This is a genomic window from uncultured Roseobacter sp., assembly GCF_947496515.1.
Taxonomy (GTDB): Bacteria; Pseudomonadota; Alphaproteobacteria; order Rhodobacterales; family Rhodobacteraceae; genus Roseobacter.
Map to the genome: position 1 here is coordinate 204,761 of NZ_CANMDB010000010.1, position 15,233 is coordinate 219,993.

A 15,233-nucleotide genomic window follows, 5' to 3' on the forward strand; every position below is an offset into this window, starting at 1 on the left:
TGGCTTGGGGGATTCCGCGCAAGCAGCACTGCCCCGCGCTTCGAACGCTGTGTTGGAACCCTTTGACCGCGGCGGCAATGCGCCTTGATGCCAGCTTGGCCCTGTGCGGCCAAGGGCCCGCCCAAACCCTCCAGATGACGAGGTCATGTCCCCGAATGTACCGAGCTTACACTATATAAACACTCATTGGTTAAAGCCTGTGTGATGAGGTTGATTAGGGCTCGGGGACGGTTGCAGCAACTCTGCCACTACCAGCCATTTTTCAGGAGAAGGGCTGCCGCGCGTGCCAACAGCATCTTCAACGTTCATTTATATCGGTAACTTTGTCGATCTCGATCCTGACGAGACAAATTTTACCAACGAAAACCCGAACGCCATTTTCAAGACCTTCGATCGTGACGACATGTCCGTTGTCACGGTCGTTCAGAATGATGCCAACGGGGATGGGCTCGTTCAGGAAAACGACCGCGGCCAGACGCCGGACACATTTACCTATGATATCGGCGGTGGCTCTGTCACGAGCGGGCTGGACAATGCTGCACGGTATTCGGTCGACTACGTGGATGAGACCGGAAATACGCAGTCAACCACGGTGAGCGCGTATCAGACCGAAACCGGGGATGTTTTTCTGCGGTTTCCCAATGATCTGAAAGTCAGCAGCGTTACCATCAAAGAGGTTTCGTCCGATGGCTATGCAAACATCACCCATGCGGCAAGCTCGACGACCGAAGTGGTCTGTTTTGCGCCGGGAACACTGATTAGCTGTCCGGACACGCCCCGTCCAGTTGAAACACTTGGCGTGGGCGATCTGGTGAACACACTTCAACACGGCCCGCAGCCTATCCGGTGGATACACCACGGCACCCATCCCCTTGAAGGGGTAGCGCGACAGGCAATGCCGGTTATGATCAGGACAGGCGCCCTTGGGCCCGGATTTCCCTCAAAAGATCTCGTTGTCTCTCCACATCACAGGATTTTCGTGGGCGGCAACGGCCAGCTCGAAAATTACTTCCCGACCGAAGCCCTCGCGCCTGCCAAATCGCTGACCGCATTGCGGGGCATTCGGTACATGATGGGAAAGAAGGAAATCACGTGGAGGCATATCGCATTCGACAAGCACGAAGTGATTTCCGCCAATGGTTGCTGGGCTGAATCCCTCTTACTTGGCCCGATGGTTCTGCAGGGCCTGACACTGACGAAACGACGCATCCTGAACGACATGTACGGGCCTGTCAAAAGCGGGGGTGACGCGCTCAATGGGCCGACATCCTACGCCTGTCTGAGCGTTGGACAGGCGCAGCAGCACATCGCGCAGATGTCACTGGTCGAGGGTCAAGGATCCGCAGCTTAAACCTGATGCTGGAAAGAGCTAAGCGTCGCCACAGTTGAAACGGCACTGATTGGGGCAACAGCCATCACGAGCTGCCGCGCACGGATATGCAGCCACCGGGTGCCGTTGAGCTGACGGCGACAAAGCCCCGCATCGCCGCCCTTAATCCCTCGTCAACCTTTCGCCTCCGCGCGCTTCCTTAACCCCGGGAATTCGCCAAAACACCGACGCGCGCACCGACGTGATACCGACGCAACACCGACGTAATACCGCACCCGGTTTTGCCTTGTTTCCCTGGGACGCAAGCCAATGTCCCGCTCCGGGGACTTGCGCCTTCCGCCCCGTTGCGCGTGCGGTTTGTTAACGCCGCTTCGCAGCTGTCCGAACGGGGGTCACCGGTATCGCCACCGGATCCTCGGGTGCCAGATGACGGGCACTATCGCGCGCCGTTTGTGAACCTCTTGCGGCGTTCGCGGATCATGGCGTCGGATGCAGCGGTGCCATCGTGAAATGAGCCGAACCACTTGTCCCACGGCAACTCGAGCGAGCCGTAGTTACACTCAAAATAGCGGTGGTGCATCTGGTGATGAAACGTGCCCAGCTTCAGCCGGTTTTCGTCCTTGATCACCATGCCTTCGAACCCGGTGTGCGTCGTGGCCGCGGTCAAGGCGTAGTATTGCAGATGGAACAGAATATGCACGGGATGGGCCGCAACGACAAAGTGGATCAGCACCGACCCGAGGAAAATGAGGTGTTCGACCGGGTGCATCGCCATGCCCGACCACGGACCCACGTTGATGTTGCGGTGGTGCAGCGCGTGCACATGCTTGTAAAGAAAAGGAATATGCAGGAAACGGTGGATCCAGTAGAAATAGAAACTCTCCCAGATCGGGATCAGCAAGAACAACGCCACGAACCATACAGGATGAGCGGCCCAGGTCAGCATCGGCGCATAGCCATTGGCCAGGGCCCAGAACATCAGGACCTCATAGGCGGTCCAGACGGTGACACCGCTGGCGATGGTCCAGAACATGTTGTCCCTGACCTGCCCGCCCAGCGTGAACTGCCGGCCGTTCTTCATCAGCGGGCGCGGGTCGTACTTCAGCTTTTGCCCCTGTCTGGTGAAGGTATAGAAATAGAGGTGCAGCCCGCCCGCGACGAGGCTCATCAGGATGACGTTGCGCAGCCACATCTCTGCGATCCAGCCAACGGCGAGCGTCCGGGTTTCCTCCAGCGGGGGCTGAAACCAGTAAAATGAGACGAGGGCGATGCCCACGATGATCAGCCGCTCCGTGATGAAAAACCACGATGTCCAGACCCAGGCCAGCATCCGACCGAGGCGCGGCGGCCATTGAAAGAAGGGCGAGACTGCCAATGGCACATCGGGTGTGTGGTTCCAGCCTTTGAGTGGTGCTTCAGACATGGTTGGTCCCCTGTAACGATCTGCGTCCTATCCGTGACATACTTCGCTTCACCGGGAAAACGGTATTAATAGAACAAAAAAGGCTGGAAATCAGAGATTAAGGTGCCGAGGCAACGATCAACAGCCCCCGCACATAGGCTGAACGATCTCACCCATCCGTCCGCATTCATACCGGCTATTGTCATGTATCACGTGCATGCCGGTGCCGCCGCCAGCGATGACAGCTGCTCTGAACCGTTGCTGGGGACGTCGCCGATCCACCCGCAGCCCGGCAGGTGAGACGGCACGGCCAGTTGCGCGACTTTAAGGCAACTCCGTCTAGCGTGCATAGACTGGGACGCATTAAATAGCCGACCCCGGCGCGGCAACGACGTTCGCTGCCCGTTGTCTCTGCCAAAGCGTGCCCTCAGGTGGCCAAAATCCGTCCGGTCGCAAGGCAACCTGTCACCATGGCACTTGCGCCGTCCTCAAAACTCCACTTTCGGATCCGGCACCACATCGTTTTCAACGAAACGCGGAAAGCGGTATCAACCGGCACTTCCAGCCCACACACTGAGAACATGATCGCGATCTCGTTTGCTGCGGCATCGCCACTTCGGGATATGCTTCGTCCCCTCAAAGATCTCGCCAATGTACGAATGGAACCTCGCTCTGTTCCTGAGGCTGCGAAGGGCGAAGTGATACTGCTGCAGCGGCCAATCAACGTTTCCGCTGGGGAGTTCGGGGCGCGTTCTTCCCAGATACTTCCACGGCCGCAATGCAAGCTGCCATACTCTCACATGCTCCGGCGGGTCCAGCCAGATCAGCGCCTGGGCCCTCTCCACTGCGCGAGGCAGGAGGCTGGGGCCGCCTTCGAGGATCCACCGGGGTTTTTCGATCTCCATCGCGAGAGCCGCATCTATCTCCGCCCTTGGCTTTTGCGCCCAGCCCTTTTTGAGCTTGATGACATCAAAGGAAACAACGGGGATATCTGGCCGCACCAGGGCCAATCTTGCGGCGAAATGACTTTTGCCAACACCGTTTGCGCCTGTCACGATGATCCTGTCCAACCTGTGCCCACCGGTTTTGGTCCTGTGGACCAGACTGACAGAATTCCTGTCTGACACCAATGTCCAACGCGCGCCCTAAAGTGGTTCGCCCTTTATCAACCCGGCCGTGGTACGCGCATCGGCAAGATGCCGAAGCTCGCCTTCCCAAAGAGCAGCGGAAAATGCACCAACATCCAACGCCCGCTGTGCCCTCGCGCGCGGGCCTTAACACCGGGCGCACCCTCGGATACACCGAGCCCATGTCGAACATCGAATCCCTTTTTGTCACCCGTCTCTACCGCGCGCATCTGTCGGAAAAGAAGCCCGCCGTCGACGCCGCTGAGCTGGAGGCCTCTTGCTGGTCCATCGCGGAGGATGACGAGGCAGGGCAAGATTGGTGTGAGGAGAACGGCTATCCCGGCTATACCAGCTACGCCTCGCTGACCGACCTGCCCTACCGCTTTCCGGTGTTCAAGGATCTGGTCAAATGCCTGGACAAACACGTCAAAGCCTTTGCCAAGGATCTGGCCTTTGACCTCGGCGATAAGCCTCTGAAACTGGAGGACATCTGGATCAACATCCTGCCTCCGGGTGGGATCCACACCGGGCATATCCATCCCCATTCGGTTATTTCAGGGACCACATATGTCGCCGTCCCACCGGGTGCCAGCGCCATCAAATTCGAGGACCCGCGACTGGCCATGATGATGGCCGCCCCACCAAGGATGAAGGATGCGCGCGCCGATTTGCAGACCTTTCACTATGTTGCCCCTGAAATCGGCGACGTGCTCATGTGGGAAAGCTGGCTACGGCATGAAGTCCCGCTGAACATGGCGGAGGAGGAGCGTATCTCCGTCTCATTCAACTATAGCTGGGCGTAGCCCGGAAAACCGGTATGAGCACAGGCACGTAACCCGTCTTGCCCGGCGACCACGCCAGCGCTGTTGATGAAATCCGGCAACCGTGGTTTGTTGAAAGCCGTATCTTAGGATTTCGGAATGAACAGACGCGCATTTACCAAATACATTGCATCGGGTGCATTTGTCGGCTTGGCGGGAGGCTATTACTGGCTCAACACGCTGCGCGATCACAGCCAACTGAGCGTGGATCTCATGTTGGACAAGCTGGACGTTCTGTCGAAAACGCCACTTGAGACGATGGGGCAATGGGATGCTCCGCGAACCTTCCATCACCTGGCTCAATCGGTGGAATTCTCCATGGCGGGCTTTCCCGAACAAAAGTCGGCGATGTTCCAAAACACGGTTGGTCAGCTGGCCTACAAGGTCTTTCGGGCTCGCGGGACCATGTCCCATGGGCTGGATGAGGCGATCCCAGGCGAAGTCATCATAGATAACGGTGAGACACCGCAAGCGATTGATCGGTTGAAGACGGCGCTTTTGGATTTCAGATCATATGACGCTGACCTGAAACCACATTTCGCATACGGCCATCTGAGCAAGACAGATTACGCCATCGCGCACGCCCTGCATATCAACAACCATCTCGAAGAGTTTCAACTGGCATAGGTGCATGGTCAGTCACCGGGGTGAGAGGCGTGCGAAATAAAGCTGTGTCGAAAGCCACGAAAAACCCCCGCTGATGTCTCAGCGGGGGCTCTATAACTCAACGGGGTGCCGGCCCGCAGGTTTTCGATGAAAACCCGCTATGCCGCACGCGTGAGGATTTACCAATCCTCCCGGACGACAACCCGTGTCTTGATGGGCAGCTTCATCGCTGCAAGACGCAGGGCCTCGCGGGCGATGTCATCGTTCACGCCGTCGATCTCGAACATGACGCGGCCGGGTTTGACCTTCGCCGCCCAACGGTCGACGGAGCCTTTGCCCTTACCCATCCGAACTTCGATGGGTTTCGCCGTCACTGGCACATCGGGGAAGATCCGGATCCAGACCCGGCCCTGACGTTTCATGTGACGTGTCATCGCGCGGCGGGCCGCTTCGATCTGGCGCGCTGTTACCCGCTCGGGCTCGATCGCTTTCAGTCCGTAGGTGCCAAAGTTCAGGTCAGACCCGCCCTTTGCCAGACCCTTGATGGAGCCCTTGAACTGCTTGCGGAATTTCGTGCGTTTTGGTTGTAGCATCTGTCATTCCCCCTTAGCGACGACCGCCAGCACCGCGCGGTGCAGGGCCATCCTGGAGTTCCTGTGCCTTGCGGTCGCGCGCGGAAGGATCATGCTCCATGATCTCGCCTTTGAAGATCCAGGTCTTGATCCCGATGATCCCGTAGGCAGTCGCGGCTTCCACGTGGGCATAGTCGATGTCGGCCCGCAAAGTGTGCAGTGGCACGCGGCCTTCGCGGTACCATTCGGTCCGCGCGATCTCGGCACCGCCGAGACGGCCCGCGACATTCACCCGGATGCCCAGGGCGCCCATACGCATGGCGTTCTGCACGGCGCGCTTCATGGCACGGCGGAAAGACACCCGACGTTCCAGCTGTTGCGCGATGCTCTCACCGACGAGGGCGGCATCCAGCTCGGGCTTGCGCACTTCGACGATGTTGAGGTGCAGCTCGCTGTCAGTCATATTGGCGATCTTCTTGCGCAGACCTTCGATGTCCGCACCTTTCTTGCCGATGATGACACCGGGGCGGGCTGTGTGGATCGTCACGCGGCACTTCTTGTGCGGACGCTCGATGATCACACGGGCCACACCGGCCTGCTTGCATTCTTCCTTGATGAACTCACGGATCTTGAGGTCTTCCAGCAGAAGATCCCCGTAATCCTTGGTGTCGGCATACCAGCGGCTGTCCCAGGTGCGGTTCACCTGCAGGCGCATGCCAATCGGATTGACTTTGTTACCCATTAGGCTTGCTCCTCTACCTGACGCACCAGGATCGTGATTTCCGAAAACGGCTTGATGATCTTACCGAAGCGGCCACGTGCCCGCGGACGTCCGCGTTTCATGGTCAGGTTTTTGCCCACGTAGGCCTCAGCGACGACCAGTTCATCGACGTCGAGGTTGTGGTTGTTCTCAGCGTTGGCGATGGCGGACTGAAGACATTTCTTCACATCCAGGGCGATCCGCTTTTTGGAAAAGGTGAGGTCCGTCAGGGCCTTGTCCACCTTTTTGCCACGGATCATCGCGGCGACCAGGTTGAGTTTCTGAGGCGAGGTCCGCAGCATGCGCAGCTTGGCGCGTGCTTCATTGTCCGCCACGCGGCGAGGGTTCTTATCCTTGCTCATTTGCGTTTCGCCTTCTTGTCAGCGGCGTGACCGTAGTAGGTACGCGTTGGCGAATATTCCCCGAACTTCTGGCCGATCATTTCTTCGGAGATGTTCACTGGGATGTGCTTGTGACCATTGTAGACACCGAACGTCAGGCCAACAAATTGCGGCAGGATCGTCGAGCGGCGCGACCAGATCTTGATCACTTCGTTGCGGCCGCTTTCGCGGGACGCTTCGGCCTTTTTCAACACATACGCGTCGACAAAAGGACCTTTCCATACAGAGCGAGCCATTGATTAGCGCCCCTTTTTCTTGGCGTGCCGCGAGCGCAGGATGAGCTTGCTGGACGCTTTGTTCTTGTTGCGGGTCTTGGCACCCTTTGTCGGTTTGCCCCAGGGCGTAACCGGGTGACGACCACCGGAGGTCCGGCCTTCACCACCACCGTGCGGGTGGTCGATCGGGTTCATCACGACACCACGCACAGAGGGGCGGATGCCCTTGTGGCGCATGCGGCCCGCTTTACCGTAGTTCTGGTTGGAGTTGTCAGGGTTGCTCACGGCACCCACGGTCGCCATGCACTCCTGACGCACCAGCCGCAGCTCGCCCGAGCTCAACCGGATCTGCGCGTAGCCACCGTCGCGGCCCACGAACTGCGCATAAGTCCCTGCAGCGCGGGCGATCTGACCGCCTTTGCCGGGCTTCATCTCGATGTTGTGGACGATTGTGCCGATGGGCATGCCGGAGAACGGCATTGCGTTGCCGGGCTTGATGTCCGCCTTTTGGGAGGAGACGACCTTGTCCGCCACCGCCAGACGCTGGGGCGCGAGGATATAGGCCTGTTCGCCGTCCTCATACTGCACCAGCGCGATAAAGGCTGTCCGGTTGGGGTCATATTCGATCCGCACCACGGTGGCGGTGACATCGAATTTGTTCCGTTTGAAGTCGACGATCCGGTAGAGGCGCTTGGCCCCGCCGCCTTTGCGGCGCATCGTGATCCGTCCGGTATTGTTCCGTCCGCCGTGTTTGGTCAACCCTTCGGTGAGGGACTTGACCGGGCGGCCTTTCCAGAGCTCCGAACGGTCGATCAATACCAGCCCACGCTGGCCCGGCGTCGTCGGTTTATACGACTTGAGTGCCATGTTGTCTGTCTTCCGTTTAGCAAGCGGCGGCGATCAGGTGATCCCGCCTATGTGGTTATAGGCCCCCGTAGGTGCCCGGATGGGTGTTCTTGATCGTCAGGATGACCTGACGGAGAACAACAGCAAAGCCCCGGACGAATCCGGGGCTATTGCGGATGGGGTCGTGTAAGGGAGCGGCGGGCCCGGGTCAAGGCCAGCGCGCCGTTAATCGCCCGCCCGGCGCGTTTTCCGGGGCTCAGGCCGAAGCGGGGGGTTAAGCTCCGTGTTTCATGGAAATCCCAGGTGGTCAGCGCATCGCTGCAAGGATCGCCTCCAAAGTGATTAAACGGAACCCGAAGTAGGCGCCACAACTCCTCGCGACCGCAAGCCGGGCGCGCGCCTGACCGGGGGCTGGCGCCCAAACGGTGGAGCGACGCGCTTTATGGTAGCCACACACATCCCCAACCTTCCGCGGGCAGCGCGCGGATGGCAAAAGCGCCAGACCGCCGGACCGGTCAGGCGCCCGCCCGGCGCCTTCGGCTTGATTCCGGGCGGTCACTTGAGACCAACATGGATCGCAATTAGGATAACGTATAGCCTATTTGAATCCCCCATCCGGCAAGTCTGCGGTCCGACGCGCAGGTCAAGCAATATCCTCTAACACAGCAACCGACGCCGATTTCGAGTTGGTCGATCAGTGGCGGGCTTCACATGGCTATGTGATCAACAATTTCCAGGTATGGTTAAAAGGCCACTTCAAAAAGCAGGATTTTCCAATTGAATTTGCGCAACGGCTGAAGCGGAGGAATACAGTTATCGGGAAGCTGAAGCGAAAGAATACAAATGGCAGACATCTGATCAGCGATGTTTCCTCTATGCAAGACTTTGCCGGATGTCGGATGTCGGATGTCGGATGTCGGATGTCGGATGATATTCGAGAACCTAGATGATCTCAAGGCATTCAGAAAGCACCTTCATTCAAACAGCGTTATGCGAAACGTTGAGCATGAGCTTCGGCATGACCTTGACAAATACGACTATATAAAATGCCCGAAATTCACGGGGTACAGGGACGTTCATGACGTTTACAAGCACTACCCAAGGGGCTCCACACGCGGTCAGGACAAAAAACCTTGGGATGGGCTGCTTGTCGAAGTCCAATATCGGACCCGTGCTCAGCACGCCTGGGCAACTGCGGTAGAAATATCAGATATTCTAGATGGTGAGCAGACCAAGTTCGAACTTGATCAGTCTAAGCGGGGAAGGTTTTTCGCACTTGCAAGTGAAATAATTGCGCGAAGGCATGAAAAGATGACGAGAGCATTTTCGGAACTGACGACAGACGACTTGAAGTCACAGCTACAGGATTTAGAGCATGAACTTGGTGTTCTGGGAAGGTTGGCCGTGCTGAAAAAGTTCGAAAGTTCTGACGAATTGAAAAAGCACAATGTGCTTAATATCTACTATGACGAAAAGGGGCGCCCTGCGCTTGAAGTAATTCCTTTGTCAACGGCACAAAAGGCAATTGAGAAAGCATCCAAACTTGAAAGAAACCAAGATAGTATAAACGCTGTATACGTACGTTCGGACAATCCCAACCAATTGCGATCTGCATATAGGAACTACTTCACCGACCCAGTGGACTTCGTAAAGATCATTCAAGAAGAGGGTGAAATCGACGCAGTATGAAAAATCCCGGCCTGTTACCAGACCGGGATTTCTCAAGTCAACATGTGACGCGGCTCAGAGGCCGGTGGTCACATCGATCGTATTGCCGGCTTCCAGCGTCACGTAGGCTTTTTTGACGTCCTTCCGCTTGCCCATCTGGCCGCGGAAGCGTTTCGCCTTGCCTTTGGTGATCGTGGTGTTCACCGCCTTGACCTTGACACCAAAGAGCGCCTCGACGGCCTCTTTGATCTGGGGTTTATTGCTGCCGATGGCGACCTCAAAGACCACGGCGCCGTTCTCGGACGTCATCGTGGCCTTTTCAGTGATGATCGGCTTGCGGATCACGTCGTAATGTTCTGCCTTGGCGTTCATTTCAACCGAGCCTCCAGTGCTTCGACACCCGCCTTCGTGATCACCAGCGTATCCCGCTTGAGGATGTCATATACGTTTGCGCCCATCGTCGGCAGGATATCGAGGCCTTCGATGTTGCGCGCGGCCTGGGCGAAGTCCTCGTTCACGGACGCGCCGTCGATGATCAGCGCACGCTTCCAGCCGAGGTTCTTGACCTGCTTGGCCAGAGCGCCGGTTTTGCCATCGCTGGACACATCGTCGAGGATGACCAGTTCGCCCGCTTTGAGCTTGGCGCTGAGCGCGTGGCACAGACCCAGCTTGCGGAACTTCTTGGTCAGCTCGTGGCCGTGGCTGCGGACCTTCGGCCCTTTGTAAACGCCGCCACCGCGGAAGATCGGGGCAGACCGTGCGCCATGGCGTGCGCCACCGGTGCCTTTCTGGCGGTAGATCTTCTTGGTGGAGTAATCCACTTCGGAGCGGGTCTTGACCTTGTGGGTACCGGCTTGCGCGTTGTTGCGCTGCCAGCGGACGACGCGGTGCAGGATATCGGCGCGTGGCTCGAGGCCGAACAGGGCCTCGTCCAGGGTCACCTCACCGGCCTTGCCGCCGTCGAGTTTGATGACATCGAGTTTCATGCGTCACCTTCTTTCTTGTCTTCGTCTGATGCGGGCGCATCGTCAGATTTCTCCGCGGCGATTTCCGCTTCGGCGGCTTTCAGCGCTTCGGCTTCCTGGGCGGCCTGCTCTTCTGCGAGACGCTTGGCTTCGGCTTCGGCCTCTGCTGCAGCGGCGGCGGCGGCCTCTTCGGCGGCCTTCGCGGCTTCCTCAGCGGCGGACTTCAGCGCGGCGGGCAGGATGGCGTTTTCCGGGAACGGTTTCTTGACCGCGTCCTTGACCGTTACCCAGCCACCTTTGGAGCCGGGAACAGCGCCCTTGACCATGATCAGACCACGGTCGGTGTCGGTTTTCACGACCTGTAGGTTCTGCGTGGTCACGCGGGCGGCGCCCATGTGACCGGCCATCTTCTTGCCTTTGAAGACCTTGCCCGGATCCTGACACTGGCCGGTGGAGCCGTGCGAACGGTGGGAAATCGACACACCGTGGCTGGCCCGCAGACCGCCAAAGTTGTGCCGCTTCATCGCACCGGCAAAGCCCTTACCAATAGAGGTGCCCGCGACGTCGACGAACTGACCCTCGAAGTAGTGATCGGCAATGATCTCTTCGCCCACGCTGATCAGGTTTTCCGCGTCCACGCGGAACTCGGCCACCTTGCGCTTGGGTTCCACCTTGGCGGAGGCGAAATGACCACGCATGGCCTGCGACGTACGCTTGGCCTTGGCCACGCCCGCGCCGAGCTGAACGGCGGTGTAGCCGTCCTTCTCCACGGTGCGCTGAGCCACGACCTGAAGTTTATCGAGTTGAAGCACGGTCACAGGGATCTGCTTGCCGTCTTCCATGAAGAGCCGGGTCATCCCGACCTTTTTCGCAATAACGCCTGAGCGCAACATATCTGGTACCCTCCCTGACGCTTACGATTGCAGTTTGATTTCGACGTCCACACCCGCGGCGAGGTCGAGCTTCATCAGCGCGTCCACGGTCTGGGGGGTCGGATCAACGATATCCAGCAGACGCTTGTGCGTGCGGATCTCGAACTGGTCGCGGGATTTCTTGTCCACGTGCGGGCCGCGCAGAACGGTGAATTTTTCGATCTTGTTCGGCAGCGGAATGGGACCGCGGACCGACGCGCCTGTGCGCTTTGCTGTGTTGACGATCTCCTGCGTGGAGCTGTCGAGCACCCGGTAGTCAAACGCCTTGAGGCGGATACGGATGTTTTGGCTTTGAATGGCCATGTCATCACCCTTTAGATTAGGGCCTAGATCGGAGAGGAGGATGGGCGCTCATCGCACACCCTCATCGCGTCTTTTTATCAACCGAAAAAGGGCACGGCTGACCGCACCCCTCATTCGATTTGGGTCGTTTAGGGGGTGTCGGGGGGGAATGCAATGGGGATATCGGCAAAGCGCGCGGTTTTTCGCGAATAGGGCGGCCTGCCTTGGTGCTATGCGCCAAAATAAATGTTGAACGAATCCTGCGACTATTCTAACTGCGGCGACAGGATACAGTCATGCCGGGAGAAGACGGGTCACACCGTCGCCGAAGGAGCAACCGCCCCGGAAACTCTCAGGTCCAAGGACCGGTATTGCTGAAACACTCCGGAAAGCGGCGCGAGAGCGTCCACCGTAGGAGAAAGCCCCTCGGGGTGAAACTCTCAGGTTCCATGCACGGAGGGGGCACGCGGCCGAGGCCGCACGTGCAAGGAGCCATACCATGTCCAAAGTTGCCGTTATCGGGGCCGGGATCACCGGTTTGACCACCGCCTATGAACTGCTGAACCAGGGGTTCGACGTTACCGTTTTCGACCGCAACCGCTATGCGGCAATGGAGACCAGTTTCGCCAACGGCGGGCAGCTCTCCGCCTCCAACGCCGAAGTCTGGACGCAATGGGGCACGGTGCTCAAGGGGCTGAAATGGATGCTACAGGCCGATGCGCCTTTGCTGGTCAACCCCGCGCCCACCTTCCACAAGATGCGCTGGATGATGGAGTTCCTGTCCAACATCCCGAACTACAAAGCCAACACCATCGAGACAGTGCGGCTGGCCATCGCCGCACGCGCGGTGTTGTTCGACATGGCGGACCGAGAGGGGATCGACTTTGATCTGGAGCGCCGCGGGATTTTGCATTTCTATGACCGCCAAAAGGACCTGGCGCATGCGCGCAAGGTCAACCTGCTGCTGCAGGAAGGCGGTCTGGACCGGCGCGAAATCTCCGTCGATGAGATCCGCCAGATCGAGCCTGCATTGCAGGGGGATCTGGTGGGCGGTTTCCTGACGGAGTCCGACAGCTCTGGTGATATTCACAAGTTCACCATGGGTCTGGCCAAAGCCTGCACACGGCGCGGCGCGGAGCTGCGGTTTGGCGCGCGTGTGGACCGGCTGGAAGCCATCGGTGGCAAGGTGCAGATCACCGAGCGTGGCCACGCGGAGATCTTCGATGCGGTCGTTGTCAGCGCGGGCATTCAGAGCCGGGCCTTCGCAGCCCAGCTGGGGGACCGTGTGAACATCTATCCGGTGAAGGGATATTCGATCACCGTCTCTCTGGATGATGCCGAAAGCCAGGCCGCAGCGCCCTGGATCAGCTTGCTGGACGACCGGGCCAAGATCGTGGCAAGCCGGTTCGGCGCCAACCGGTTCCGGGTGGCGGGCACGGCGGAATTCAACGGTGCAAACCGCGACATCCGGGCCGACCGGATCAAGCCGCTGACTGACTGGTGCGAGTTGCACTTTCCGGCCATCTCGACGGAGAATGTGGTGCCATGGGCCGGGCTGCGCCCCATGATGCCCTCGATGCTGCCGCGTGTGGGGGCGGGCAAGGCGCCGGGCGTGTTCTACAACACAGGTCACGGTCACCTTGGCTGGACACTCTCAGCTGCAACGGCGCGGATCATCGCCAGAACGGTTGCCGGAAGCATCGGCCAACCTGCAGGGCGTGGGCCAGGTGCGGAGGTTTCGCAAGCGGCCTGAGGGCGCGCTGCCGTCTCATGACACGGTAATCCCTGAGCGCAGGCTCTTCCAGAACCGCCGCAAGGCGACAACCAGTACCGTCTGGCCGGCCCTGTCCAGCTGTTGTCGCCCTGCGCGCTAGTCGACTCTGTACCCGTGAACCACCTGCGCTTGGCTCATCTTTTCCCAAAAACAGATGTTGAGAGACGGTAGGCCAGAATCGCTGTTTTCAGGACCGCGATACCGCAGATCCGGGATTGCACGCGCCAGATCCCCTTCCATCCGGGCACTCGCCCAATAGACATCGTTCGGGATGATGCTCTGCGCAGGGCTCCGCAGGCCAAAGGGGCCACTGAAGAAAAGCATGCTCGCGCCTACCGCCGCGCAGCTGTCAACGCTGGCGGCGCAATTGTCCTTGCAGAAGCGATACACGGGGGTCCAGGGGGCTACTTTTCCGCTTATCCGGGCAATCTCTTCGAACCGGCCGTCAAAGTCAAAGTATTCGCGGGGGGTTGGCATAATCCATGCTCTATCTGCTAGGGTGATCGTGCCATCTTGACGTACCCGTGGAATGCTCCGCGCCGAACCTGTATGCCCGGTCGCACCCTTGTTCTGCGCAGCATAGAGCGGCCAGGCAAACGCCTGGGCGGCTTCATCGGGCAGCAGATGCTCCAGCCCGGCGATCACGTCGAGCAGGTCGCGCGCGTACTCAGGTTGGCTGATGGAGCTCACCGCGAGCAGCGCCGTTTCCACTTCTCCCAGCTCGATCAGCGTGGCGATGGCGGCGGGCTTTTCGCCTATTCTCGCGACTTGCAATAGAGCGGCGGCAAGTGGTTCGGTCTGAGCAGCAACAGTCAGCCACGACTTGCCGGACAGACCCTGAGGCACCCGCAGCAGATCAATACGCTCTGCACGCGACATCTCGCCTGTAACATGGGCGTGCATGTTGCCACGTGTGGCGATCTGGGCAAGCAGGATTTGCGCCGCCGCATTGCCGTCCTGAGATAACTGGGCGAGCTGTCGCAGTGCCGTGAGGTCCTCGCCGGCCAACCAAGCATTCTGCGCTATCAGGAACGCCGGTGCATCCTCACCGACGATCTGTCTGTCATCGGAGATCGCTGGGCCACTGACAGTGATCGTTAGAGCGAAGCAGAGACTTCGGAGGATATGTCGCATCGAGACTTCTATCATAAAAGATGGCGCCGACGGTCTACTTAGAGCGGTTCAGAAAGGCTACCCGCTTTTCTCGAGGAACCTAAGAGGTCGGAACCTGCCGGATTCTCTGACTTGACGGAGTGACGATTTTTTTGCGGCGGGGAAAGCTGCATGGATCTCTTGGACGTGTCTAGAACAAGAAGGCCGTGGGCGGTATGCCTCGGGGCCGTTGTTTCAGGTCGTGCTGCATTGGTGCCGGCGTTTTGTCTGCAGCCAATGTGCTGCTGGGCTGCGTATCGGGTTGGCTTTGCCGTAGCGGCGCGTCTCAGGATCTCCCTTGTCGTGACAAAGGCCGCCCGGTGGCGGCCTTTGCACTGTCGGTTGCGCGCGGTCCCCTGCGGGGCGGGGGGCTCTCGGTG

17 protein-coding genes and 1 riboswitch are annotated in these 15,233 nt (G+C 59.0%); of the genes, 5 read left to right on the plus strand and 12 right to left on the minus strand.

The window, feature by feature from the left end:
* The first annotated feature begins 283 nt into the window (after positions 1-283).
* Positions 284-1,351: a Hint domain-containing protein gene (locus tag Q1A53_RS17360; protein ID WP_299968901.1), complete on the plus strand. Its 1,068-nt coding sequence runs from the start codon at positions 284-286 to the stop codon at positions 1,349-1,351.
* 415 nt (positions 1,352-1,766) lie between these two features.
* Here the strand turns inward: Q1A53_RS17360 and Q1A53_RS17365 are convergent, their stop codons facing one another.
* Positions 1,767-2,753 carry a sterol desaturase family protein gene (locus Q1A53_RS17365; RefSeq protein ID WP_299968902.1) on the minus strand — a complete coding sequence of 329 codons (987 nt, stop codon included), beginning with the start codon at positions 2,751-2,753 and terminating at the stop codon, positions 1,767-1,769.
* 527 nt (positions 2,754-3,280) lie between these two features.
* Positions 3,281-3,802 carry a DNA topology modulation protein FlaR gene (locus Q1A53_RS17370; RefSeq protein WP_299968903.1) on the minus strand — a complete coding sequence of 174 codons (522 nt, stop codon included), beginning with the start codon at positions 3,800-3,802 and terminating at the stop codon, positions 3,281-3,283.
* Positions 3,803-4,041: 239 nt separating this feature from the next.
* Between Q1A53_RS17370 and Q1A53_RS17375 the strand changes: the two genes are divergently transcribed.
* Both Q1A53_RS17375 and Q1A53_RS17380 read left to right on the plus strand, forming a co-directional pair.
* Positions 4,042-4,662, plus strand: a complete 621-nt coding sequence (locus Q1A53_RS17375; RefSeq protein ID WP_299968926.1) for a 2OG-Fe(II) oxygenase family protein — start codon at positions 4,042-4,044, stop codon at positions 4,660-4,662.
* A gap of 117 nt (positions 4,663-4,779) precedes the next feature.
* Positions 4,780-5,307, plus strand: coding sequence for a DUF1569 domain-containing protein (locus Q1A53_RS17380; protein WP_299680345.1), 528 nt, complete (start codon positions 4,780-4,782; stop codon positions 5,305-5,307).
* A gap of 158 nt (positions 5,308-5,465) precedes the next feature.
* Here the strand turns inward: Q1A53_RS17380 and rplP are convergent, their stop codons facing one another.
* The 5 genes from rplP to rplB are packed head-to-tail and all read right to left on the minus strand — an operon-like array spanning position 5,466 to position 8,101.
* Positions 5,466-5,879, minus strand: a complete 414-nt coding sequence (rplP, locus tag Q1A53_RS17385) for a 50S ribosomal protein L16 (protein WP_298919273.1) — start codon at positions 5,877-5,879, stop codon at positions 5,466-5,468.
* 13 nt (positions 5,880-5,892) lie between these two features.
* Positions 5,893-6,600 carry a 30S ribosomal protein S3 gene (rpsC, locus tag Q1A53_RS17390; RefSeq protein WP_299968904.1) on the minus strand — a complete coding sequence of 236 codons (708 nt, stop codon included), beginning with the start codon at positions 6,598-6,600 and terminating at the stop codon, positions 5,893-5,895.
* The gene (gene rplV / locus Q1A53_RS17395) at positions 6,600-6,980 is read right to left on the minus strand and encodes a 50S ribosomal protein L22 (protein ID WP_299968905.1); all 381 of its coding nucleotides are present in this window, start codon (positions 6,978-6,980) and stop codon (positions 6,600-6,602) included. Before rplV ends, rpsC begins: the two co-directional genes overlap by 1 nt.
* Positions 6,977-7,255, minus strand: a complete 279-nt coding sequence (rpsS, locus tag Q1A53_RS17400) for a 30S ribosomal protein S19 (RefSeq protein ID WP_299968906.1) — start codon at positions 7,253-7,255, stop codon at positions 6,977-6,979. The genes rplV and rpsS overlap by 4 nt, the downstream gene beginning before the upstream one ends.
* 3 nt (positions 7,256-7,258) lie before the next feature.
* A complete protein-coding gene (rplB, locus tag Q1A53_RS17405) occupies positions 7,259-8,101 on the minus strand; it encodes a 50S ribosomal protein L2 (protein WP_299968907.1) in 843 nt (280 codons plus the stop codon).
* Positions 8,102-9,007: 906 nt separating this feature from the next.
* Between rplB and Q1A53_RS17410 the strand changes: the two genes are divergently transcribed.
* Positions 9,008-9,769 (plus strand): hypothetical protein, encoded by a 762-nt coding sequence (locus tag Q1A53_RS17410; RefSeq protein ID WP_299968908.1) that lies wholly within the window; start codon positions 9,008-9,010, stop codon positions 9,767-9,769.
* Positions 9,770-9,823: 54 nt separating this feature from the next.
* Here Q1A53_RS17410 and Q1A53_RS17415 read toward each other — a convergent pair whose 3' ends face one another.
* The 4 genes from Q1A53_RS17415 to rpsJ are packed head-to-tail and all read right to left on the minus strand — an operon-like array spanning position 9,824 to position 11,942.
* Positions 9,824-10,120 (minus strand): 50S ribosomal protein L23, encoded by a 297-nt coding sequence (locus Q1A53_RS17415; protein ID WP_299968909.1) that lies wholly within the window; start codon positions 10,118-10,120, stop codon positions 9,824-9,826.
* Entirely contained in the window at positions 10,117-10,734 is a 618-nt protein-coding gene (gene rplD, locus Q1A53_RS17420) for a 50S ribosomal protein L4 (RefSeq protein ID WP_299968910.1), read from the minus strand. The genes Q1A53_RS17415 and rplD overlap by 4 nt, the downstream gene beginning before the upstream one ends.
* The gene (gene rplC, locus Q1A53_RS17425; RefSeq protein ID WP_299968911.1) at positions 10,731-11,606 is read right to left on the minus strand and encodes a 50S ribosomal protein L3; all 876 of its coding nucleotides are present in this window, start codon (positions 11,604-11,606) and stop codon (positions 10,731-10,733) included. Before rplC ends, rplD begins: the two co-directional genes overlap by 4 nt.
* 21 nt (positions 11,607-11,627) lie before the next feature.
* Positions 11,628-11,942 (minus strand): 30S ribosomal protein S10, encoded by a 315-nt coding sequence (gene rpsJ, locus Q1A53_RS17430; RefSeq protein WP_299968927.1) that lies wholly within the window; start codon positions 11,940-11,942, stop codon positions 11,628-11,630.
* 275 nt (positions 11,943-12,217) lie between these two features.
* A riboswitch (glycine riboswitch) is annotated at positions 12,218-12,305 on the plus strand.
* Positions 12,306-12,426: 121 nt separating this feature from the next.
* Between rpsJ and Q1A53_RS17435 the strand changes: the two genes are divergently transcribed.
* A complete protein-coding gene (locus Q1A53_RS17435) occupies positions 12,427-13,680 on the plus strand; it encodes a D-amino acid dehydrogenase (protein ID WP_299968912.1) in 1,254 nt (417 codons plus the stop codon).
* Positions 13,681-13,797: 117 nt separating this feature from the next.
* Here the strand turns inward: Q1A53_RS17435 and Q1A53_RS17440 are convergent, their stop codons facing one another.
* On the minus strand, positions 13,798-14,835 hold the full coding sequence (locus tag Q1A53_RS17440) for a hypothetical protein (RefSeq protein WP_299968913.1): 1,038 nt from the start codon (positions 14,833-14,835) through the stop codon (positions 13,798-13,800).
* Positions 14,836-15,233 lie beyond the last annotated feature (398 nt).